General features: G+C 70.5%; 22 protein-coding genes. 11 read left to right on the forward strand and 11 right to left on the reverse strand.

What is annotated here, in order from left to right; genetic code table 11:
• Both ACWGIC_RS30065 and ACWGIC_RS30070 read right to left on the reverse strand, forming a co-directional pair.
• Entirely contained in the window at window positions 1-1,191 is a 1,191-nt protein-coding gene (locus tag ACWGIC_RS30065; protein WP_452079287.1) for a cytochrome P450, read from the reverse strand.
• 17 nt (window positions 1,192-1,208) lie between these two features.
• Window positions 1,209-1,718, reverse strand: a complete 510-nt coding sequence (locus ACWGIC_RS30070) for a PadR family transcriptional regulator (RefSeq protein WP_452079288.1) — start codon at window positions 1,716-1,718, stop codon at window positions 1,209-1,211.
• An 807-nt stretch (window positions 1,719-2,525) separates the two neighbouring features.
• On the opposite strand from ACWGIC_RS30070, the gene ACWGIC_RS30075 reads away from it, so the two are divergent.
• The gene (locus ACWGIC_RS30075) at window positions 2,526-2,942 is read left to right on the forward strand and encodes an STAS domain-containing protein (protein WP_452079289.1); all 417 of its coding nucleotides are present in this window, start codon (window positions 2,526-2,528) and stop codon (window positions 2,940-2,942) included.
• Window positions 2,943-3,166: 224 nt separating this feature from the next.
• Here ACWGIC_RS30075 and ACWGIC_RS30080 read toward each other — a convergent pair whose 3' ends face one another.
• Window positions 3,167-3,712, reverse strand: coding sequence for a bifunctional nuclease family protein (locus tag ACWGIC_RS30080; RefSeq protein WP_452079307.1), 546 nt, complete (start codon window positions 3,710-3,712; stop codon window positions 3,167-3,169).
• Window positions 3,713-3,932: 220 nt separating this feature from the next.
• Here ACWGIC_RS30080 and ACWGIC_RS30085 point away from each other — a divergent pair, with 220 nt between their 5' ends.
• The 3 genes from ACWGIC_RS30085 (at window position 3,933) to ACWGIC_RS30095 (ending at window position 5,679) form a co-directional block, all read left to right on the forward strand.
• Window positions 3,933-4,385: an ATP-binding protein gene (locus tag ACWGIC_RS30085; protein ID WP_452079290.1), complete on the forward strand. Its 453-nt coding sequence runs from the start codon at window positions 3,933-3,935 to the stop codon at window positions 4,383-4,385.
• Window positions 4,382-5,167, forward strand: a complete 786-nt coding sequence (locus ACWGIC_RS30090) for a SigB/SigF/SigG family RNA polymerase sigma factor (RefSeq protein ID WP_452079291.1) — start codon at window positions 4,382-4,384, stop codon at window positions 5,165-5,167. Before ACWGIC_RS30085 ends, ACWGIC_RS30090 begins: the two co-directional genes overlap by 4 nt.
• A gap of 98 nt (window positions 5,168-5,265) precedes the next feature.
• Complete coding sequence (locus ACWGIC_RS30095; protein ID WP_452079292.1) at window positions 5,266-5,679, forward strand: VOC family protein; 414 nt, start codon at window positions 5,266-5,268, stop codon at window positions 5,677-5,679.
• Window positions 5,680-5,687: 8 nt separating this feature from the next.
• On the opposite strand, the gene ACWGIC_RS30100 is transcribed toward ACWGIC_RS30095, so the two are convergent.
• From ACWGIC_RS30100 to ACWGIC_RS30115, 4 genes are all read right to left on the reverse strand, one after another.
• The gene (locus tag ACWGIC_RS30100) at window positions 5,688-6,188 is read right to left on the reverse strand and encodes a L,D-transpeptidase (protein WP_452079293.1); all 501 of its coding nucleotides are present in this window, start codon (window positions 6,186-6,188) and stop codon (window positions 5,688-5,690) included.
• A 79-nt stretch (window positions 6,189-6,267) separates the two neighbouring features.
• The gene (locus ACWGIC_RS30105; RefSeq protein WP_452079294.1) at window positions 6,268-6,396 is read right to left on the reverse strand and encodes a hypothetical protein; all 129 of its coding nucleotides are present in this window, start codon (window positions 6,394-6,396) and stop codon (window positions 6,268-6,270) included.
• Between the two features lie 83 nt (window positions 6,397-6,479).
• Window positions 6,480-7,706 carry a helix-turn-helix domain-containing protein gene (locus tag ACWGIC_RS30110; protein ID WP_452079295.1) on the reverse strand — a complete coding sequence of 409 codons (1,227 nt, stop codon included), beginning with the start codon at window positions 7,704-7,706 and terminating at the stop codon, window positions 6,480-6,482.
• Between the two features lie 273 nt (window positions 7,707-7,979).
• A complete protein-coding gene (locus ACWGIC_RS30115) occupies window positions 7,980-9,527 on the reverse strand; it encodes a S53 family peptidase (protein ID WP_452079296.1) in 1,548 nt (515 codons plus the stop codon).
• Window positions 9,528-9,664: 137 nt separating this feature from the next.
• Between ACWGIC_RS30115 and ACWGIC_RS30120 the strand changes: the two genes are divergently transcribed.
• Window positions 9,665-10,855 carry an SGNH/GDSL hydrolase family protein gene (locus ACWGIC_RS30120; protein WP_452079297.1) on the forward strand — a complete coding sequence of 397 codons (1,191 nt, stop codon included), beginning with the start codon at window positions 9,665-9,667 and terminating at the stop codon, window positions 10,853-10,855.
• Here the strand turns inward: ACWGIC_RS30120 and ACWGIC_RS30125 are convergent.
• Entirely contained in the window at window positions 10,842-12,140 is a 1,299-nt protein-coding gene (locus ACWGIC_RS30125; protein WP_452079298.1) for an MFS transporter, read from the reverse strand. The genes ACWGIC_RS30120 and ACWGIC_RS30125 overlap by 14 nt on opposite strands.
• Window positions 12,141-12,274: 134 nt before the next feature.
• On the opposite strand from ACWGIC_RS30125, the gene ACWGIC_RS30130 reads away from it, so the two are divergent.
• Complete coding sequence (locus ACWGIC_RS30130; protein WP_452079299.1) at window positions 12,275-12,796, forward strand: DinB family protein; 522 nt, start codon at window positions 12,275-12,277, stop codon at window positions 12,794-12,796.
• A gap of 10 nt (window positions 12,797-12,806) precedes the next feature.
• On the opposite strand, the gene ACWGIC_RS30135 is transcribed toward ACWGIC_RS30130, so the two are convergent.
• Window positions 12,807-13,676 (reverse strand): LLM class flavin-dependent oxidoreductase, encoded by an 870-nt coding sequence (locus ACWGIC_RS30135; protein WP_452079300.1) that lies wholly within the window; start codon window positions 13,674-13,676, stop codon window positions 12,807-12,809.
• A 14-nt stretch (window positions 13,677-13,690) separates the two neighbouring features.
• The gene (locus tag ACWGIC_RS30140; RefSeq protein ID WP_452079301.1) at window positions 13,691-14,581 is read right to left on the reverse strand and encodes an alpha/beta hydrolase family protein; all 891 of its coding nucleotides are present in this window, start codon (window positions 14,579-14,581) and stop codon (window positions 13,691-13,693) included.
• Window positions 14,582-14,723: 142 nt separating this feature from the next.
• Here ACWGIC_RS30140 and ACWGIC_RS30145 point away from each other — a divergent pair, with 142 nt between their 5' ends.
• From ACWGIC_RS30145 to ACWGIC_RS30155, 3 genes are all read left to right on the forward strand, one after another.
• The gene (locus tag ACWGIC_RS30145) at window positions 14,724-15,299 is read left to right on the forward strand and encodes a TetR/AcrR family transcriptional regulator (RefSeq protein WP_452079302.1); all 576 of its coding nucleotides are present in this window, start codon (window positions 14,724-14,726) and stop codon (window positions 15,297-15,299) included.
• Window positions 15,300-15,381: 82 nt separating this feature from the next.
• Window positions 15,382-16,203 carry a helix-turn-helix domain-containing protein gene (locus tag ACWGIC_RS30150; RefSeq protein ID WP_452079308.1) on the forward strand — a complete coding sequence of 274 codons (822 nt, stop codon included), beginning with the start codon at window positions 15,382-15,384 and terminating at the stop codon, window positions 16,201-16,203.
• Between the two features lie 64 nt (window positions 16,204-16,267).
• Complete coding sequence (locus ACWGIC_RS30155) at window positions 16,268-16,849, forward strand: dihydrofolate reductase family protein (RefSeq protein ID WP_452079303.1); 582 nt, start codon at window positions 16,268-16,270, stop codon at window positions 16,847-16,849.
• 68 nt (window positions 16,850-16,917) lie between these two features.
• Here ACWGIC_RS30155 and ligD read toward each other — a convergent pair whose 3' ends face one another.
• Window positions 16,918-17,907, reverse strand: a complete 990-nt coding sequence (gene ligD / locus ACWGIC_RS30160; protein WP_452079304.1) for a non-homologous end-joining DNA ligase — start codon at window positions 17,905-17,907, stop codon at window positions 16,918-16,920.
• 70 nt (window positions 17,908-17,977) lie between these two features.
• Between ligD and ACWGIC_RS30165 the strand changes: the two genes are divergently transcribed.
• A complete protein-coding gene (locus ACWGIC_RS30165; protein ID WP_452079305.1) occupies window positions 17,978-18,337 on the forward strand; it encodes an MmcQ/YjbR family DNA-binding protein in 360 nt (119 codons plus the stop codon).
• Window positions 18,338-18,386: 49 nt separating this feature from the next.
• Window positions 18,387-18,650 (forward strand): hypothetical protein, encoded by a 264-nt coding sequence (locus tag ACWGIC_RS30170; RefSeq protein WP_452079306.1) that lies wholly within the window; start codon window positions 18,387-18,389, stop codon window positions 18,648-18,650.
• The last annotated feature ends 606 nt before the right edge of the window (window positions 18,651-19,256 follow it).

The following is a 19,256-nucleotide window of genomic DNA, read 5'->3' on the forward strand; positions in this document are numbered from 1 at the left end:
TCACCACTCGACCGGAACCTGCGACACTCCGCCGGTGAGCCGGTTCGCGCGCACTTCCAGCTCGTCGGCGGGCACGGCCAGCCGGAGGTTCGGGAAGCGGCGGAACAACGTCGTGAACACCACGCGCAGCTCCGTGCGGGCGAGGCTGGCACCGATGCAGAAGTAGCCGCCATAGCCGAAAGCGATGTGGGAGTTGGGTTTGCGGTCCGCGTCGAACTCGTCCGCGTCGGCGAACACCGACGGGTCGCGGTTGGCCGAGGCGGTCGAGATCATCACCGCGTCGCCGCGCGGGATGCGGACGCCGCCGATCTCCACGTCCTCGTGCGCGTACCGGAGCAGCCCGAGCCCGCCCGGCGCGGACATCCGCAGGATCTCCTCGACGGTCGCGTGCACTCGCCCTTCGGGGTCGGCGGCCAGCGCGTCGCGGCGGGCGAGATCGGTGAGCAGGAACAACACGCCGAGGTCGATCCGGTTCGACGTGGTCTCGTGGCCGGCGAACAGCAGCCCGGCAGCGAGCCTGCCGAGGTCGTCCTCGGTGAACGTCGGGTCTTCAGCCTGCGCGGCGACCAGGTCCGACACCACGTCCTGGCCCGGATCCGCCCGTTTCGCGTCGGCGAGACCGGACATGTAGGCGGTGAACTCGGTCATCGCCACCTCGGCGTCGCCGCCGCTGTCGAGCACGCCGATGCGGTCGGAAAGATCGCGGAACTTCTCGCGGTCGCCGTACGGGACGCCCAGCAGTTCGCAGATCACCAGCACCGGCAAGGGAAACGACAGGTGCTCGTGCAGATTCGCCGGCGAGCCCGCGGCTTCCATCCCGTCGAGGCACCGGTCGGCGAGTTCCTGGATCCGGCCGGTCAGCCGGCGCATCCGGTTCGCCGAGAACGCCGGGACCAGCAGGCGGCGCAGCCGGGCGTGTTCCTGCTGCTCGGTCTCGAAATCGCCCTGCGGCCCGTTCAGCACCGCGGCGTCGGAGACCGCCGAGGCTTCCTCGGGACGCGGGTGGGACCGGCCGAACCGGCTGTCCGCGAACACTTCCCGCGCCTGTTCGTAAGTGGTGACGAGCCAGGCCGGATCGCCCGCGGGGGTCGTCACCGGGACGATCGGGCCTTCGCGGCGCAGGACTTCGTACAGGGGTGCGATGTCCAGGACGTTCGGCCGCGCGAACGGCAACTGGGCAGTGGTGGGCATTCGGGGTCCTCCTCGGGTCAGCCCGCCCGCGTGCGCAACGACGCGAGCCAGTCCTGTTCGTTCTCGGCGCGGCGCTGGACCTCGGCCAGCACGAGCCTGCTCCACGGGTCGGTCTGCCCCGCGCCGAGTTTCGCCAGCCGGTCCCGCTGCGCCGCGACGGCGGCTTGGCGCGCGTCCAGCACGCGCAGCCGTTCCTCCGGGGCGAGCCTGCCGAACCCGGCGAGCCGCGCCAGGAACTCGGCCGGGTCCCCGGCCAGCTCCGGCGGCAGGTCGGCGAGCAGATCGTGCAGCAATTCCCGCCCGACGTCGGTGATCGTGTACACGTGCCGCGGCGGGCGGCCCTCCTGCGGTTCGGCGGTCCGCGTCACCGCGCCCGCTTCGGCGAACCGGCGCAGCGCCGGGTAGAGCGAGTTGTTCGACAGTGCGCGGCCGCTGGATTCCTCGACCTGCTTGCGCAGCTCGTACCCGTGCCGCGGCCGCTCGGCGAGCTTCGCGAGCAGGAGCACGTCGATCCACACATAGGTCACCGTAACCTAGGTCTCGTTGCCGGGCAACGTCCGAACGGACTAGCCCGGAAGAAGATCTCGGGCCCGGTTTCTGCCGGTATCTCCCGATCCGGGTGCCTTCTCGACCAACGTCCGCACGTTGCGGCCGGGACAGTTGTGCGGCGCGAGGGCGCGCACTATCGCGTGAACCTGGACGCCGCCACACCGGAACCGCGCCGATTCCGGTGTGGACAGCCGACGCGAGCGGGTCCTGCGCAGTGCCGCCGGTGATCAAGGGTTAGCCAGGCCGGGGGATTTCGGCTTGGCAAGAACTCCTCGCCGCCGGGTTTCCCTTCCCCCGCCCGGTTTCCCGCGCACACCGCGACGACCCGCCCCGCACTCGCCTGACCGTTCAGCTTCCCGCGCGCACAGCCGCGTCCCGCCACAATTGCCTGACCGTTCAACAACCGCCCGGTTTTCCACGCGCACCACGGCAACTCCCCCGCGAACGCCGCACCGTTCGCCAACCGCCCTGTTTCCCTACGCACCACGGCAACCTCCCCGCGGACGCCGCGCTGCTCACCCGCCGCCCGGCTTCCCCACGCCAGCCTCCCCGCGGTCACCGCACCACTCACCCACCGCCCGGCTGCGCTGCGGAACCAGCCTCCCGGAGCGACTGCCCGCCGGTCGTCCCCCTTCGGCGGCTTCCCCGCACGGCCGGGGAGAGTTACCGTGGAGAGCGGTTGAGCCTCCAGCTACCGTGATCCGTCCCGCGCGCCGGGATGCCCGGTGCCCGGCCGGTCCGGCATTCCGCCGCAGCCTTGCGCGCGGCTCAGAGAGAGCGTCGTGATGACCTCCGCGCACATTGCCCGATTGTCCGCACTGCCGTCGCCGGACCCGACGGGGATGCTCCGGCTGCGCGTCCGCCATCCCGCCCCGGGGACCGCCGTCGTCGAGGTCGCCGGGGAGGTCGACCTGGCCACCGCGCCGCGACTGGCTGAGGTCGTCGAGGCGAGGCTGCGCAGCACGGTCAGCCTGGTGATCGTCGACCTGCGCCCGACGACCTTCCTCGGCGTCGCGGGCCTGCGCGTCCTGATCCGGTTGAAACTGCTCGCCGCGGGAGCGGACACGGACTTCTACGTCGACCCGGGCGACACTCCCGCGGTCCGGCGCCTGTTCTCGCTGTTCCCGCTGGACTGCACCCGGTCCGGCGCCGCCGAAGGACTCACCGAGATCCCGCTGCCCCGGCCCGCCGACAAGCGCTGACCGTCCACTGAGGACATCGGGGACTCTGGGGGCGCTGCGGACACCGCGACCGGCCGCCCGGCCGCGAATCAGCCGATCCCGCGCTCCGGCCCCGAAGCATGCCGCTCCGCGCCGCCGCTGACGTCCGAGCGGCAATCACTGGACAAGCCAGTAGCCCGCAACCTCAGCTCCTCTGCCGCAACCAGCGACGGAACCGCTGAGCCGGGAGCGAGGCGCACCCGCCCTCAGGCGTCCGGGTCGCGGAAATCCTCCGGGCTCACGTCGTCGAGCAAGTCCCGGAAGCGGCGGATCTCGTCCTCGGCCGCCTCGGCCGGTTCCTCCAGGTCGGCGGCCGCGTCGAGAGCGGAGCCGAGGGAGGCTTCGTCGCCGGCCGCCACCGTCACGTCGACCGCCGCCTCGTCCAGCACGGCCTCCGCGACTTCCAGCGGGGCGTGGGTCCGCAGGCCGATCGCGATCGCGTCGCTCGGGCGGGCCGAGACCCGCACGCCGCCGGACAGGACGAGGTCGGCGTGGAAGATGCTGTCCAGCAGCTGGGTGATCTCGATCCGTTCGACGCGCTGGCCCAGCGCCGCCAGCACCTCGATGATCAGCTCGACCGTCCCCGGCCTCGCCGACACGACGTGTTCCTGCGCGGCGGCCAGTTCCTGCGCCTCCGGCGCGCCGATGGTGATGGCGAGCCACCGGCGCGAGCCGGATTCCTCGCGCAGCAGCACGACCGGAGCCGACTCCTGCGCCACCACGGCGAGCCCCTGCACCCGCACCTGCACCATGGCGGTCACCCCGCTTCCGAAAAAGGTTCTCCCTGCTGACTACCCAACCGCCGCCGGTTTGTCACGCGAAATCGCCGCACTCCTCACCTCGGATTCACGCGCCGGAGCCGTCCGGCGAGAACGCGGGCCGGCCGGGCCCGCGCGCGAATGTGCCGCTGCGCACACCCCGGGAATCCCGTCCGCACGTGTCGATCGGGCCTCGCCTGGGTATGCGGGAGCCATGAACGACGAGGGACCCGGCAGCCGCGCCAGCGGCGGCATGCCAGCCGTGGACCGTTTGCTCGACGAGGTGATCGAGCTGCGGCTCCCGGCGGAGACCTACCAGATCCCGCTTGTCCGCATGCTCGCGCAGGCTGTCGCCGCGCGGGCCGATTACGGGCTCGACGCGATCGCCGACGCCAAGATGGCCGTCGACGAGGCGTGCGCCCAGGTCGTCTCGACGGCCGCTCCCGGGGCGGCGATGACCTGCCAGTTCACCGTCTCGCCCGGCGGGATCCGGTTCGGCGTCAAGACCCGCACCCGGAATCCGGAGCCGCCGAGCGAGCGAAGTTTCGGCTGGCACGTGCTGACCACCCTGGCCTCGAACGTGTCGGCGCGCTGCGTGCCGGACCCGGCCGACGACGGGTACGTCCTGACCCTCGACCTCGACCTGCACCGGGAGGCGGGCGGGTGAACCAGCAGCCGGTCGTCCGCCACCGCGACGAATACGCGCACACCGCGCCGCTGTTCGAGGAGCTCGCCGCCCTGCCCGCCGACGACGGGCGGCGGCCGAGGCTGCGCGAACAGCTCGTCACCGAATTCCTGCCGGTCGCCGAGCACATCGCGACCCGGTTCACCGGACGCGGGGAGCCCCGCGAGGACCTCGTCCAGGTCGCCCGGATCGGGCTGATCAACGCGATCGACCGGTTCACCCCGGACCGCGGCCCGGACTTCCTGTCCTTCGCCGTGCCGACGATCATGGGCGAGATCCGCCGGTACTTCCGCGACACCGGCTGGTCGGTCCGCGTCCCGCGGCGGCTCAAGGAACTGCACCTCGCGCTCAGCCGCGGCTCCGGCACGCTGTCGCAGACGCTCGGCCGCGCGCCGACTCCCACCGAACTCGCCGAGCACCTCGGCCTCGAACTCTCCGAGGTGCACGAGGGGCTCGTCGCGGGCCACGCGTACCAGACGCTGTCGGTGGACAAGCCGGTGCACGACGACGCCGAACCGCTGCTGCTCGCCGACACGCTCGGCAGCGACGACCCGGAGATCGAGCACATCGAGAACCACGAGGCCCTCCAGCCGCTGCTGCGCGAACTGCCGAAGCGGGAACGCGCGATCCTGGTGATGCGGTTCTTCGGCGGCCTCACCCAGACGCAGATCGCCGAGCAGATCGGGATCTCGCAGATGCACGTGTCCCGGCTGCTGTCGCAGACTCTCGAACAGCTGCGCGACAAGCTCACCGGCGACCCCTGAGCGTGCCCGCGACGGGGGTCGCCCGACCGGGCCTGAACCCGTTGTCGCACCCCCGCGGATCTGCGACGATTCGAGCCCGTCCAGCAGAGGAGGGCCCGATGGCCTCGAAACTCAACCCGTACATCAGCTTCGCGGGCAATGCCCGGGAGGCGATGGAGTACTACCACAGCGTGTTCGGCGGCGACCTCGCGCTGAACACCTTCGGGGAGTCCGGCGCACCCGCGGGATCCGGCCACGCCGACAGCATCATGCACGCGATGCTGGAGGGCGGCAACGGGTTCACCCTCATGGCCTCCGACGTGCCGCCGGGCATGGAGCACAACCCGGGCACGAACATCTCGATCAGCCTCAGCGGCGACGACGGCGACCTGCTGCGCGCCTGCTGGGAAAAGCTGTCCGACGGCGGAACCGTGACGGTTCCGCTGGAAAAGCAGATGTGGGGCGACGAATTCGGCGCCTGCACCGACCGGTTCGGCATCTCCTGGATGGTCAACATCGGCCAGCCGGGCTGAACCGGCCGTCAGTTCGTCACTTCCACCTCGGCCCCCACCGGCAGCCGGTCGAAGAACAGCGCCGAATCCTCCTCGGCCAGGTGGACGCAGCCGTGCGACGGCCGGTCGAGCGGCCCGGCGTGGAAGGCGATGCCGCCCGCGGCGAAGAAGACCGAGTTCGGCATCTCGTCGCCGTATTCGTCGCTGCGGTGGACGCGGTCCTTCCACGCCACCCGGAAGCTCCCGATCGGGGTCGGCTGGCCCGGTCCGCCCGGCTCCATCGGGACCGACCGCACCGCCGCGCCGTTCTCCATCAGCCACGCCCGCCGCAGCGAAAGGCTCGCGCACGCGCCGGTGTTCACTGAGCACGGCGGGCTCGGCGGCGCGTGCTTGACCGGCGGCGTGGGCAGTTCGGGCGACGGCGCCAACGGCCGTCCGGCAGCCTGCGCCTCCGGTTCGGCCGGCGCCGCGCACCCTGCCGCGGTCACGGCCACCCCGGCCAGCGCCATCGCGACGATCTTCCCGCGCATCCGTCACTCCTGCCTTCCGCTCCACCGTTCTCTACGGGCGAGCGGGGCGGAAGGTTGCGGGCGATGGCGGGATTCGAACTCATGGTGGACGGGTTTTGAATCCGTCCACCGGCCGGATGTCACGTCGACCGGCCGCGCATATCCGCAGGTCAGTCAGGGTGATGATGACCAGGCCGCGAGTGCCAATGCGGGCGAGCAGCTTTTTCACGAGCAGTGAGCTTAATCGTTTGCGCGAAAGTACCTGCGCGGACCTGTACGGCTGCTCACGCGTGGACTGCTCTCGTTAAGCCTCTAACGCTGAATTTCGCGGATCTCGGCTACGAATTCGTCGACCTGGGCTTCTCCCTTGTAACGCTCTCGCAGGACGTCTGTGAGGTCGTGGGAGACCATTGTCAGCGATGGCAACGACCGGCGGCCGTTCGACAGTGCCCGCCGTCCGTACGCCACAGCTCCGTCCAGATCGCCCTCCCGGGCTGCTGTCACGCCAAGCGTGATCTCCGCTTCCGCAATCCGCATGGGCCATCGATTCTGGTCCTGGAATCCGGAGCTGACTCGAATGACCTCTTCGGAGAGTTCGCGGGCAAGGCGGTCTTCGCCGACGTGCCGGTAACAGTCCATGGCATAGAAGTCGTACTTGGAGGGATTCACAACGAAGTGGTTGTCGATGTTCGCCGGGTACTCGAGCTTGTCGAGGACGAGACGTCCACGTTCGAGGGTCTTGTTCATCTCCGCACGCATACCCATGCGGGCGTAGGCTTTTGCTTGCTGTGCGATGAGCTGGACTGAAACGCTATGGGATCCGGATACCAATTCGCCAGCTTTCCCAGCTGCTAGGACGCCGCGGTAGTCACCGGCGGTGAGGGCGAACCACGCGGTCATTTCGTGTGCCCATCCGAGAATGCCGTCGCTGCCGACCTCTTTGCCCAGGCCCAGCGCGGCCTGACGGGTCGCTTCCGCCGCGCGACGGTCGCCAAGGTCGTATTCAAGGCAACCAACAAGAAGCGCGAGCCATCCAGCGAGTTCGAGCGTGTCCCGTCGCTGGCGAAAGTTCAGGCGTTGTTCCTGCATTTCCACCAATCGCCGAAGCCACTGTCGGCTCTCCGGGATCAGCTCGAACGGAGGTTGTCGCGCGTACTCCGAACAGAGGCGGTCAACGGTGCTGCGGACGGCATCCAGCGTCGCGTCATTTACATCCGATGCTTGGAGGCGGCTAACGATTTCGAGGGTATCCATCCCTGTTGCGGCAAGCAGCTCCGAAGGGCTGTCACGCGAGGGTTCTGGCGGGAAGAGTGCCTTTGTTGCCGTGTTAAGGGTCGCAGCGACAAGCGGTGCGTAGCGCCCGCCAGGCTTGTTCTCGCCGAGCTCCCATGCCTTCCATCGGCGAGTCAAGCGACCAGCATCCGGCAGCGCCTTGTCTGAGTGGCGACGCATCTGCTCAGCTGCCTCGGCCTGCGACCAGCCGCGCGCCTCCCGCATGCTTCGAATGCGGCGAGCCCACGCAGGTTGGGCGTCGCTCATGCCTGTTCCCTCCGTCGCCAGGTTTCTCTGCCTCTGCCCAGAGCGGCGCCTGGAGGTGCTAGCCGCGCACGAGGTGGACGGGTTTTGAATCCGTCCACCAGGCTGCCTAATCATCGAACCCCAGGGCCGCGACAGCCCCGACGAAGTGGCCGACCGGCTCATCGCCGTCAGGAACTCACCGGGGCTGACCGCCATGGACTGCAATGTCACAAAGAAGATCGAAATTTCCCCGCGAACCGGGAACGAACCCGGCTCCGCTCCACGACTGTCCACTCAGGACGCTTTACCACCCAAAACCTGGCTCAGCGCTGCCCCGTCAGGCACCCCGAGCCCAGTGCACGCGTCCCAGCCCACCGCGGCCGAGTACGCGCCGTTGCTGCCTTCGGTGATGTCGCGGAACCCCGGCTGCGCCTTGCCCGCGCCGACCCCGGCGTACAGCTTGCTGTGCACCAGCCCGAAGCCGCGCCCGGCCAGTTGCGCCAGCCTGGCCAGCAACGCCGACCACAGCGGCGAAACCGCGCTCGTGCCGCCGACGACGATCTGCTGCCCGTCGACGAGCACCTGGTACCCGGTCGCCGGGTCGGCGTTTCCCGCCACGTCCGGGACGCCGCGGCCGGGTTTCCCGTCTCCCGCCCGCGCGGGCACGCCCGCGGCCTGCTGGTAGTCCGGCACCGGGAAAGCGTCGCTCACGCCGCCCCCGGTCGCCCCGCCGCCGGAGGTGCTCCACACCGTTTCGGAGTTCACTGTGGACGGTGGGGTGCCGTCGAGCTTGGTGCCGCCGCAGGCGAGCGCGTGCGGGCTCGACGCGGGGAAATCGACGTGCTGTGCGCCGTCTTGCTGCCCGTCGGTGCTGCCGTTGTCCCCGGACGCGCAGCACACTGTCACGCCGAGCGCGGCCGCGTCGGCGAACGCCTGGTCCATCGCGGCGCGGGCCTGCGGCGTCCATTGGTCCTCGGACTGGCCCCAGCTGATGCTGACCGCGACCGGGGTCGGCGTCGCGTGCACCGCGGTGCTCACCGCGTCCAGGAAACCCTGGTCGGTGTTCGGCGCGAAGTACACGATCTGCGCGGCTCCCGGCGCGAGCGCGCCGATCACCTCGACGTCCAGCAGCACTTCCCCGTCGGCCGAATTCGGGTCGCCGGTCGGCGCGTTCTTGCCGCCGTCGACCCCGGCCGCGGTCACCTTCGGTTCGGCGATCTTCAAGCCGGCGAAGTAGTTCTTGAGGTCTTCCGGCTTGTATCCGCCGCCGAGTTCGATTACCGCAACGGTCTGGCCGGTGCCGTCGGCTCCGGCCGGGAACCCGTACAGCTGCCCGACCTGATCCGGCGTGTAGCCGTGCCCGGCGGCTTCGGCGTGCAGCCGGAACATCGCCCGCGCCTGCGGCCGTTCGTCGAGGCCGAGGACGGCGACCACGACGTCCCCGAGCGAGGCCGGCAGTTCCAGTTCCCCGCTGCGCGCGGCGAATTCGCCGGTTTCGCCGTGGCGGACCCGGTTCAGCTCGGTCTTGAACGCGGCCGTCATGGCGCGCGCCGGGCCCCGGACCGCGACGCGGCGCGATCCGGGATGCGCGCCGGTGACGGTGAGCCCGGCGTCGGTGAGGACGGTGCGCACCAGGTCGAGATCGTCGGCGGTGGCCCCGTATCGCTCGGCGAAGTCCGCGGGAGCGAGCGGCTCGCTCAACGCGGAGACGTCCAGATCGGCGCGCCGCCGCAGCACGACGGTCGCGGTGACAGTGGCGTCCGCGTCGAGCGGGCCGAGCACCTCGGCGGCGAGCGCGGGACGCAGACTTCCGGCTAGTGATACCCATTGTGATTCTGTCATCACTCTATGGTGAACCTGTGGCGACCGGTCCACCACCGTCGCATCCCCCGTCCGGCGGCAAACCTGTCCGGTTTTCTGTCGACCCGATGGCCGGGACCGCGGGTGCCGTGCCGCGCGGACGCGCGCACAGTATTTCCATGAAACGGATCCTGACTCTGGGCACGGCCGCCGTGCTCACGCTCGGCGCGGTCACCGCGTCGGGCAGCGCCGAGGGCGACCTGGCCGCGCACGGCTGGGCGGGCACGTGGGCGGCCTCGCCCGCGGCCGCGGTGGCGAACACGCCGCAGGGGTATCCGAACTATTCGATCCGCAACGTCGTGCACACCAGCGCCGGAGGAAATCAGGCGAGGGCAAGGCTTTCCAACACCTTCGGCACCGCGCCGCTGACCTTCGGCCACGTGACGCTCGCCGTCGCCGCGGACGGCCCGCGCGCCGCCGGCGGCACGATGCGCACGCTGACGTTCGGCGGACAGTCCACAGTGGTCGTTCCGCCCGGCGCCGAGGTGCTGAGCGACCCGGCGTGGCTGCGCGTTCCAGCCGACGCCGACCTGCTCGTGACCACCTACGTGCCCACGCCATCCGGCCCGGTGACCTACCATCCGCTCGCCCGGCAGACGTCGTTCTTCACCCGCGCCGGCGACTTCGCGGACGAGGAATCCGGCGCGTCGTTCACCGAGCAAACCGCCGTGTGGCACTACGTCAGCGAAGTCGACGTACGCGGGCCCGCGCGCGGCACCGTCGTGGCGCTCGGCGATTCGATCACCGACGGCGCTGCCTCCACGCCGGGTGCGAACCGGCGCTGGCCGGACCGGCTCAGCGACCGGCTGCACGGACAGCTCGGCGTGCTCAACGCCGGGATCAGCGGCAACCGGCTGCTGCTCGACGGCGGCACCGCCGGCCGCAACGCGCTCGCCCGGCTCGCCGACGACGTGCTGACCAGCGGCGAAGTCCGCACGCTGATCGTGCTCGAGGGCATCAACGACATCCAGCAGAACCCGCACCAGACCGATCCGGCGATGATCATTGCCGCCCTGCGCCAGATCGCCGCGCAGGCCAAGGCGCAGGGCATCCGGGTCATCGGCGGCACGCTGACGCCGTTCAAGGGCTGGAAGGTCTACGACCCGACGCTGGAGAAGACCCGCCAGGCGGTCAACGCCTTCATCCGGACCAGCGGGATCTACGACGGCGTCGTCGACTTCGACGCGGCCGTGCGCGATCCCGCCGACCCGCTCGCGATGCTGCCCGCCTACGACTCCGGCGACCACCTGCACCCGAACGACGCCGGGTACCAGCGGATGGCCGACGCGGTTCCGCTCACTCTCCTGTGACCGGCACCAGTGGACGGCGCGGGAACGCCAGCACGGCAAGAAGACTGAGCACGCCGACGCCCACCATGTAGAGCGAAACGGACAACGACGTCCCAGTGGAACTCTGCAGCGCGGTCGCGATCAACGGCGCGAACCCGCCGCCCAGCACCGCGCCCACGGCGTAGGCGAACGACGATCCGCTGTAGCGGAACCGGGACTCGAACAGCTCCGAGAACAGCGCCGACTGCGGGCCGTACGTCGCGCCGAGGCCGACGTTCAGCACCACCACCGCGACGATCAGCAGCCACGGCCGCGCGGTGTCCACGAGCAGGAAGAACGGGATCGACCACACGACCAGCAGCACGGAACCCGCGAGATAGACCGGTTTGCGCCCGACCGAGTCCGACCAGATCGCCGCCGCGACGATGCTCACCAGCCACACCACGCTGCCGACGATCACCACGACCAGCATCGTCGTGCTGGACAGCTTGAGCACCGCGGTGCCGTACGACAGCAAGTACGCGAAGAAGATGTAGCCGAGCGCGGTGTTCGCGATGAAGCTGACCGCCGCCGCGAGCACCTGCTTCGGCCGCGCGCGCAGCACCTCCACGATCGGCAGCCGGCTGCGCGCGCCGGTGCTGCGCAGCTTCGCGAACACCGGGCTTTCCTCCACCCGCAACCGGATCACCAGCCCGACCGCCACCAGCACCAGGCTGACCAGGAACGGGATCCGCCAGCCCCACGACCGGAAATCGTCCGGCGACAGCGAGCTGTTCACCAGGAAGAACACCAGCTGCGCCAGAATGAGCCCGGCCGGGACACCGATCTGCGAGAACGAGCCGTACCGGCCGCGTTTGCCCGCCGGGGCGTGCTCGACCGCCATCAGCGCCGCGCCGCCCCACTCGCCGCCTGCCGAAATCCCTTGCAGCACGCGGAGAACGACGAGCAGCACGGGCGCGATCACGCCCGCCTGGTGGTAGGTCGGCAACATCCCGACGCCCGCGGTCGCGAGTCCCATCAGGACCAGCGACGCGACCAGCATCGCCTTGCGCCCCACGCGGTCGCCGAAGTGGCCCCAGACGATCCCGCCCAGCGGCCGCGCGACGAACCCGACGCCGAGCGTCGCGAACGCGGCCAGCGTGCCGGACGCCGGGGAAAGCGACGGGAAGAAGAGCTTGTTGAACACCAAAGCGGTCGCCGTGCTGTAGGCGAAGTAGTCGTACCACTCGATGGTCGTCCCGATCGCGCTGGCGAGCGCCACCCGCCGGATCCGCCCCGCCGTGTTCACTTCCTGCTCAAGCACCACTGCCGAGCCCCCTTCTCGTTCAGGCGCGTCATCTTGGCACGGCGGATCCCTTCCGGTCGACCACCGGAAGGCGGGTGCCGGGGGCGGCGGAAAACTCAGTTCCCGCCGCCCCGGCGCTGTGCGAGGGTCGGCCGATGCCCGACACCTCGCTCGCCCTGCTCCGCTGGCAGTTCGACCTCGCCTGGTCGCTGTTCGACTACCACCTGGAGAGGCTCCGGCCCGATGATTTCCCGTGGGAACCCGCCGCACTGTGCTGGACGATGCACCCGACCGCGGCCGGAACCTGGACTCCGGACTGGGCCGACAGCGAGCCCGATCCCGTTCCCCTGCCGACGATCAGCTGGCTGAGCTGGCATCTCGGCTGGTGGTGGAGCGTCGCGCTCGACCAGGTCCGCGGCCGCGAACCGCGAGACCGGACGGAAATCGCCTGGCCCGGCCCGGGAGAACCGGCCGTCGAATGGCTTCGCGGGCTGCGCGTGGACTGGCTGGCCGCACTGGATCGGCTCACCGACGACGACCTGGGGTCCGCCGTCCCGTTCCGATCCGAGGGCGACCCCCGGAGCACCCTCGGGCGCCTGATCGCCTGGGCGAACGCCGAGCTGATGAAAAACGTCGCGGAGATCGGCCAGCTGCGCCTTCAGCGAGCCGCCCGCTGACCGGACGCGCCTAGCCCGCCTTGGCGATCAGCTCGTCCGCGACCCACTGCGCGGCCCCGGCCGGATACGGCGCGGGCAGCCCGAGCACGACGTGGCTGAACCCGGCTTCGAGCGCTTCCCCGATCGCCGTGCGGGCGAGACCGGGCTGGTCGTAGGACACCGGCAGGTGGATCGAGCGCGTGATCTCCGCCGGGTCGCGGCCGATTTCCGCGCAGTACTCGTCCAGCATCGCGCTGCGTTCGACGGCGTCCGCGATATCCCCGCCCGGGATGTTCCAGACGTCGGCGTGCTCGGCGGCCACGCGCAGCGTCGCGCGGGCCCGGCCGCCGATGACGAACGGCGGATGCGGGCGCTGCACCGGCTTCGGATTGCCGAACGCGCCGGTGAGCTGGACGTGCTTGCCCGCGAAATCGAACGGCTTGTCCTCCGTCCACAGCTTGCGAAGCACCGTGCACGCCTCGGCGAACCGGCCCACCGCGTCCGCGGTTTCCAGGTACGGCAGGCCGTGCGCCTCGTACTCCCGGCGTGCCAGCGGGTGGCCCGGCCGGGACCCGACGCCGAGGCCGAAGTCGAGCCGTCCGCCGGACACGACGTCGACGGTCGCGGCGATCTTCGCCAGCATCGCCGGCGGGCGGAAGCGGTTGCTGGTCACCAAAAGCCCGAGCCGGAGCCGTCCGGTCTGCGCGGCAAGGGCCGAAAGCAGCGTCCAGCCCTCGAAAACCGGCCCGTCCGGTTCCCCGGCGATCGGCAGGAGATGGTCGAACAGCCAGGCGTGCTCGATCGCCGGGATCGCGTCCGCCTCGCTCCATACCTGCCGCAGCGAGGCGTAACTGGTCTGCATCGGCGCGGTCATGATGCCGAACCGCGGTTTCGTGGTCATCGCGGGAAGTCCTTTCACTCGTGCGATTCGACGCGGCCGAGCGGGCTGTCTTCGACGCGGGCCCAGCTGTCGTCGCCGGGGATGAGCGCGCTGCGGAGATACGCCGTGGTCAGCCGCTGCTGCAGGGCGACGCGTTCCGGGCTTTCGTCGGTGGTTTCCTTGGCGTCGTAGCCGGTGATGCCGCCGAGCGAATGTTCCGCGCCGAAAAGCGTCAGCAGGCTCTTCTCCCCCGGGCTGAGCCGGTACGCGTCGGTGAACCAGTCCGGACCGCGCACGGACAGCATCGAATCGTCCTGGTCCCCCGCGACGATCAGCGCCGGCGCCTTCAAGCCGTCGAAATCCGGGCTCATGAAGGGGAAATGCTCGGCGGCGAACGGGGAAAGGTCCGCACCGCCGGTGCCGGTGAGCGCGAACAGGACCCCGGCGGTCACCCGCGAATCGGACAGATCCTCGCCGACGCTGCCGTCCGCCTCGACAACGCGCGCGCCCAGCAGCATGCTCGCCGACTGCGCGCCCCAGGAGTGCCCGGCGACGGCGATCCGGCCGCGGTCGACGCGCCCGTTCAGCCCGGGCACCGCCGCTTCCACGGAGTCGAGCTGGTCGATGACGTGCCGGAGGTCTTCGACGCGCAACCGCCAGATGTCCGGTGTGCGCGGGTCTTCCGCGGGCAGCGCGCGGGTCCGCGAATCGAGGTGAGTCGGTTGAACGACAACGAATCCGTGCGCGGCCCAGTAATCGGCGAGCGGGCCGTAGCCGTCCAGGGACAAGCCGAAGCCGTGCGAGAACACGATCACCGGGAGGTCCGGTCCGGTCGCCGGGGCGGACACCCGCACCAGCAGGTCCTCGCCGCGGCCCGGCGCGTCGAGCCGGACCGGTTTGACAGACACGAGCGGTACTGCAGTCATGGGTAGCCTTCTTTCGCCGTCCGGGCGCGGGTGTGGTGGCCGGCGGCCCGGTCTGGCATCATGAGCAAACGGAACGTTGCTCCGGTAACTATACGGAACACTGTTCCGCTTGTCTACCGGCGGCACGCGGAGGGAGTGGCACGTGGGCGAGAACGCGGGAGCCCGCACGAAACGGGCGGACGCCCGGCGCAACGAGAAAACCCTGCTCGACGCCGCGGCGGCGGTGTTCGTCGAGTCCGGGGTGGACGCGCCGGTGCGCGACGTCGCGACCAGGGCGGGCGTCGGCGTGGGCACGATCTACCGGCACTTCCCCACCCGCGCGGACCTGATCATCGCGGTGTACCGGCACCAGGTCGAGGCCTGCGCCGAAGCGGGACCGAAACTGCTGGCGGACAACGATTCCCCGCACGCCGCGCTCGCCCAGTGGATCGACCTGTTCGTCGACTTCCTCGTCACGAAGCACGGGCTGGCCGGGATCATGCAGTCCGACCACAGCGGCTTCGAAGCGCTGCACTCGTACTTCCTCGAGCGGCTCGTCCCGGTGTGCACCGAACTGCTCGACGCCGCCGCCAAAGCCGGGGAAATCCACACCGACCTGGAGGCCGTCCACCTCATGCGCGGCGTCGGGAACCTGTGCATCGGCGCGGAAGCCGACGACAGCTACGACGCGCGCCGGCTGGCCGCGCTGCTGATCACCGGACTGCGGCAGGCCGGGTAAGCGCGCCGCGAAACGAACGGCAGTGCGGCTGGACGGCCCGGCCGGCGTCCGCGATGCTGTGCGCGTGGAGTACGTGTCCAGAGTGCCGCGACCGCCGCTGGACGGGCTGATCGACGACATTTACTGCCTGGCGGGCGCGCCGCCGTACGCCCGGCTGACGCTGCCGCCGGCGCCGACCGCGTTGCTCATCGTCAACCTCGGGGCACCGTTCCGCATCCGCGCCGGCACCGACATCGAGACGGGCGAGTACGCCGACGGCTGCGTGGTCACCACGCCCACCCGCGCGCTGGAGTTCGGCTACCCGCTCCGGACCCGGTCCGTCGGCGTGCACTTCAAACCGTGGGGGCTGGCGCCGTTCCTGCCGATGCCCGCGTCCGAACTGTGCGACCGGCCGGTGACGGTGGAGCAGGTCTGGGGCAGGCCCGCCGTCGCCGAACTGCGAGACCGGCTGGCCGCGGCGGCCGGGCCGCACGAAATGCTGACCCTGCTCGAACAGGAGCTGACCCGACGGCTGCGCGAGACCGCCGGACTGGGGCTGGTCCGCCATGCGAGCAGCGTCATCACGGCGACCCGCGGCGCGGTGGCGATCGGCGGCCTGAGCGCGGCGGCCGGGGTCAGCACCACTCATCTGGCACAGCGGTTCAAGGAGATCGTCGGCGTCACGCCGAAGCGGCTGGCCCGCACCAGCCGCTTCACCGCCGCGGTGTTCGCGATGGACCCCGCCGGACCAGTCGACTGGGGCGAGCTCGCCGGCGCCGCGGGCTACTTCGACCAAGCCCACTTCAGCCACGAGTTCCGGGCGTTCACCGGGCTCACGCCCACCCGGTACGTCGAAGTCCGGCGGCGGTTCCTGCGCGAGCATCCCGGCCACACGCTGGACGGCTGGCCGCTGCCCGCTGATTGATTTTTTACAAGAGCGACGGCGCGCGCCGCGCTAATTTGGGGCATCCCAAGCAGAGGAGAGCCTTGTGGGCAAGGTGGTCATGTACAGCTCGGTGTCGGCGGACGGCTTCATCGCCGACGAAAACGACCAGCCCGGACCGTTGTTCGACTGGTTGACCGGCGGTGACGTCCCGTTGGACGAGAGCGGCGTGCTGAAGGTGTCGCAGGCGTCCTACGACTACACCCGGCCGTACTGGGACCAGATCGCCGTGACTATCGCCGGCCGCCACGTCTTCGACCTGACAGACGGCTGGGACGGAAAGCCTCCGAGCGGGGTCGACCATGTGGTCGTCGTGACGCACCGGCCGGCGCCCGACGGCTGGGACCCGGCGGCGCCGTTCCACTTCGTCGACGGTGTGAAGGCAGCGGTGGCCAAGGCGCAGGAACTCGCGGGCGACCGCGTGGTCGAGGTCGCCGCTGGCGACGTCGGAGGCCAGGTGCTCGCCGCGGGCCTGGTCGACGAGGTGCGCATGGACGTCGTCCCGGTCGTGTTCGGGTCCGGCAAGCGCTACTTCGGACCGGTCCAGGCGCAGCACCTGCTGGAGGATCCTGACGTGGTGCTCCAGGGCAACCGGGTGCTTCACCTGCGCTACCAGGTGCGCCGTTGACCGGTCTGCGATTCAAGACCGCGGCGCGCTGGCTTGCAAGAGAACGCCATCTCTCCGGATACGGTTCACTACGCTGAAGGCACCGTGACCTCGTCCGGGTGCCGTTCCGGACGCAGCCCTCGCCAAGCCGTGTGCCGCAGCCGTCCGTCCCCCGGCGTAAGGCGGCGGTACACGACCTCGCCGACCACCTCCGGCTTCAGCCAATGCGCGCCGCGCGCCCGGTCTCGCGGCACCTGGCCGGCGAACGGGCTTGTCTTGCGCTCCAAGGGAACCAGCTGAGTCTGAAGGTCTTTGAGCATCGCGTCGGTGAAGCCGGTGCCGACGTCGCCCAGGTACCGCAGCTCCCCCGAATCCGGGTCGTGCGCACCGAGCAGCAACGCGCCGATCGTGCCCTCGCGGCGGCCCTGTCCCGGACGCCAGCCGCCGAGGACCACCTCGGTCGTCTGCACCAGCGGGTGCTTGAGCCAGTCCGGGCTGCGCCGCCCCGGGTGATACCGCGACGCGCGGGCCTTCACCATCAGGCCTTCGAGCATCATCTTCCGCGCGACGTCCAGCAGCCCGGCCGGGGTCATGCCGTCGCCGGCGAGATCGCGGTGGCGGTACCAGGGCGTGATCGCGACCAGCTGACGATCCGGCGGTTCGATCCCGGCGAGCATCTCGCGGCGCTCCTCGTACGGGGCGTCGAGCAGGCTTTCGCCGTCCAGGCTCAGCAGGTCGAAGGCGAAGTACGCGACCGCCTGCCAGGTGCGGTTCTGCAGGAGCCCGAAGTCGGGACGGCCGTGCTCGTCGAGGGCGACGATCTCGCCGTCGAGCACCGCCGGGCGCCCGCCCAGCGCGTCGCCGAGCGCACCGGAGAGCTGCGGGAACCTCGCGGTGAAGTCGTTGTCGTTGCGGCTGGTGAGCAACGTGCTCCCGTCCGGAGCGACGCGCATGGTCGCCCGGTAACCGTCCCATTTGAACTCGTAGGCGTACGCCGGATCGTCGCGCAGCGCGCCGCCGTCGGGCGACGCCAGCATCGGCTCGATCGCGGGCGGCATGCCTCGGACCGGTTCGGGCATTCGGGCACCTCCGCGCACCACCGTAAGCCGAACCCGCCGAATCCGCCGCCGTAAGATGGCCGGGTCCACGATGGAGGGGGCCGGACCGGTGCCGAGCAAGGATTTCGAACGGATCATCCGCGCGCTGCGCGACGTCGAACGCGGCAGCGGCCGCGACTACACGTCGTTCAGCGTGCGCGGCAAGCGCTTCGGCTACCACTGGCCGCGCACCGACACGGTCGGGCTCAAGCAGACCATCGCCGAACAGCAGGCGCTCGTCTCGGAACGCCCGGACGTCTTCGAAGAGCAGTTCACTTCCGGCGGGTTCGGCTGGGTGGTGGTGCAGCTGAGCGGGATCGAGGCCGACGAACTGGCCGAACTCGTGTACGAGGCGTGGCGGCTTTCCGCCCCGGAAGACCTGGCGGCCGAGGTTCCGCTGCCGCAGCTCTGACAATCCGGCATACCGGGTAACACCGCCCCGGGCCTTGACGATCTTCTTCGTGTCCTGGCGGAGGGGGTCTGCGGTGTCGCGGCGGTCGGTGCAGGTGCTGGTGGCGTTCGGGGTGCTGGTCGTGGGGGTGTTCCTCGTGCTGCAGCCGGTTTTCGCCCGGACCGGCGGACCCTGCGTCCCGGGCGCGAACCTGCCCGCCTCGTGCGGCCCGTCCTACGCCAACCCGGCGGAGTGGGGCGGGGTCCTGGTCCACGGGGCGTTGCTGGCGCTGATCTACCTGCGCTATCTGGCCGGGCGGAAACAGGTTTTGTGAGCCGGAGTTCGCTGGGCTGCCCGGGCGCGGGCCGGGGGCGTGGGTCCTTAGTCCACATGGGATCGTGCGCGCTGACGCTCCGCCCAGCGTCAGCTCTTCCGGCGAAGCGGGCTACTGAAGGCGAACCTGCTCCACTCCCCTGAGTCCACTTCGGACACACGGACAGCCCGCCTGGCGCCAGCCCTGCCCGGGACGCAAGCTGCCGAAACGATCCTGCTCCGCCCTCCGGCCCGGGAGCGAACAGACTCCGCCGCCCCGGAGTCCACATCGGACCGTCCACGCGGACGATCCGCTCGGTACCAGCCTCCCTGGGATGCGGGCCGCTGAAAGCAATCCGGCCTAAGCCGAACCGGCCTGCACCCCCGAGTCCACATCGGACCACCCACGCGGACGATCCGCCCGGTACCAGCCCATCCGAGGACGCAGGCCACCGCACGCGATCCGGCCGCGCTATCCGGCCGGGCGCGAACCTGCCCCCACCCCCGGAGTCCCCATCGGACCGTCCACAAACGACAGTGCGCCCCGGCCGGAAGGCCGGGGCGCACCCGAGACATCACCAGGGGTTGTTGTCCTGCTCGTCCGGGTCGATGCCGCCCGGACGGCGGC

This window comes from Amycolatopsis sp. NPDC054798 (assembly GCF_053611505.1).

Bases quoted from the DNA above. Each gene is read 5' to 3' on its own strand.
- ACWGIC_RS30065 (WP_452079287.1), bottom strand. From the start codon at position 1,191: ATGCCCACCACTGCCCAGTTGCCGTTCGCGCGGCCGAACGTCCTGGAC.
- ACWGIC_RS30075 (WP_452079289.1), top strand. From the start codon at position 2,526: ATGACCTCCGCGCACATTGCCCGATTGTCCGCACTGCCGTCGCCGGAC.
- ACWGIC_RS30080 (WP_452079307.1), bottom strand. From the start codon at position 3,712: ATGGTGCAGGTGCGGGTGCAGGGGCTCGCCGTGGTGGCGCAGGAGTCG.
- ACWGIC_RS30085 (WP_452079290.1), top strand. From the start codon at position 3,933: ATGAACGACGAGGGACCCGGCAGCCGCGCCAGCGGCGGCATGCCAGCC.
- ACWGIC_RS30095 (WP_452079292.1), top strand. From the start codon at position 5,266: ATGGCCTCGAAACTCAACCCGTACATCAGCTTCGCGGGCAATGCCCGG.
- ACWGIC_RS30100 (WP_452079293.1), bottom strand. From the start codon at position 6,188: ATGCGCGGGAAGATCGTCGCGATGGCGCTGGCCGGGGTGGCCGTGACC.
- ACWGIC_RS30110 (WP_452079295.1), bottom strand. From the start codon at position 7,706: ATGAGCGACGCCCAACCTGCGTGGGCTCGCCGCATTCGAAGCATGCGG.
- ACWGIC_RS30115 (WP_452079296.1), bottom strand. From the start codon at position 9,527: ATGACAGAATCACAATGGGTATCACTAGCCGGAAGTCTGCGTCCCGCG.
- ACWGIC_RS30120 (WP_452079297.1), top strand. From the start codon at position 9,665: ATGAAACGGATCCTGACTCTGGGCACGGCCGCCGTGCTCACGCTCGGC.
- ACWGIC_RS30130 (WP_452079299.1), top strand. From the start codon at position 12,275: ATGCCCGACACCTCGCTCGCCCTGCTCCGCTGGCAGTTCGACCTCGCC.
- ACWGIC_RS30135 (WP_452079300.1), bottom strand. From the start codon at position 13,676: ATGACCACGAAACCGCGGTTCGGCATCATGACCGCGCCGATGCAGACC.
- ACWGIC_RS30140 (WP_452079301.1), bottom strand. From the start codon at position 14,581: ATGACTGCAGTACCGCTCGTGTCTGTCAAACCGGTCCGGCTCGACGCG.
- ligD (WP_452079304.1), bottom strand. From the start codon at position 17,907: ATGCCCGAACCGGTCCGAGGCATGCCGCCCGCGATCGAGCCGATGCTG.
- ACWGIC_RS30165 (WP_452079305.1), top strand. From the start codon at position 17,978: ATGGAGGGGGCCGGACCGGTGCCGAGCAAGGATTTCGAACGGATCATC.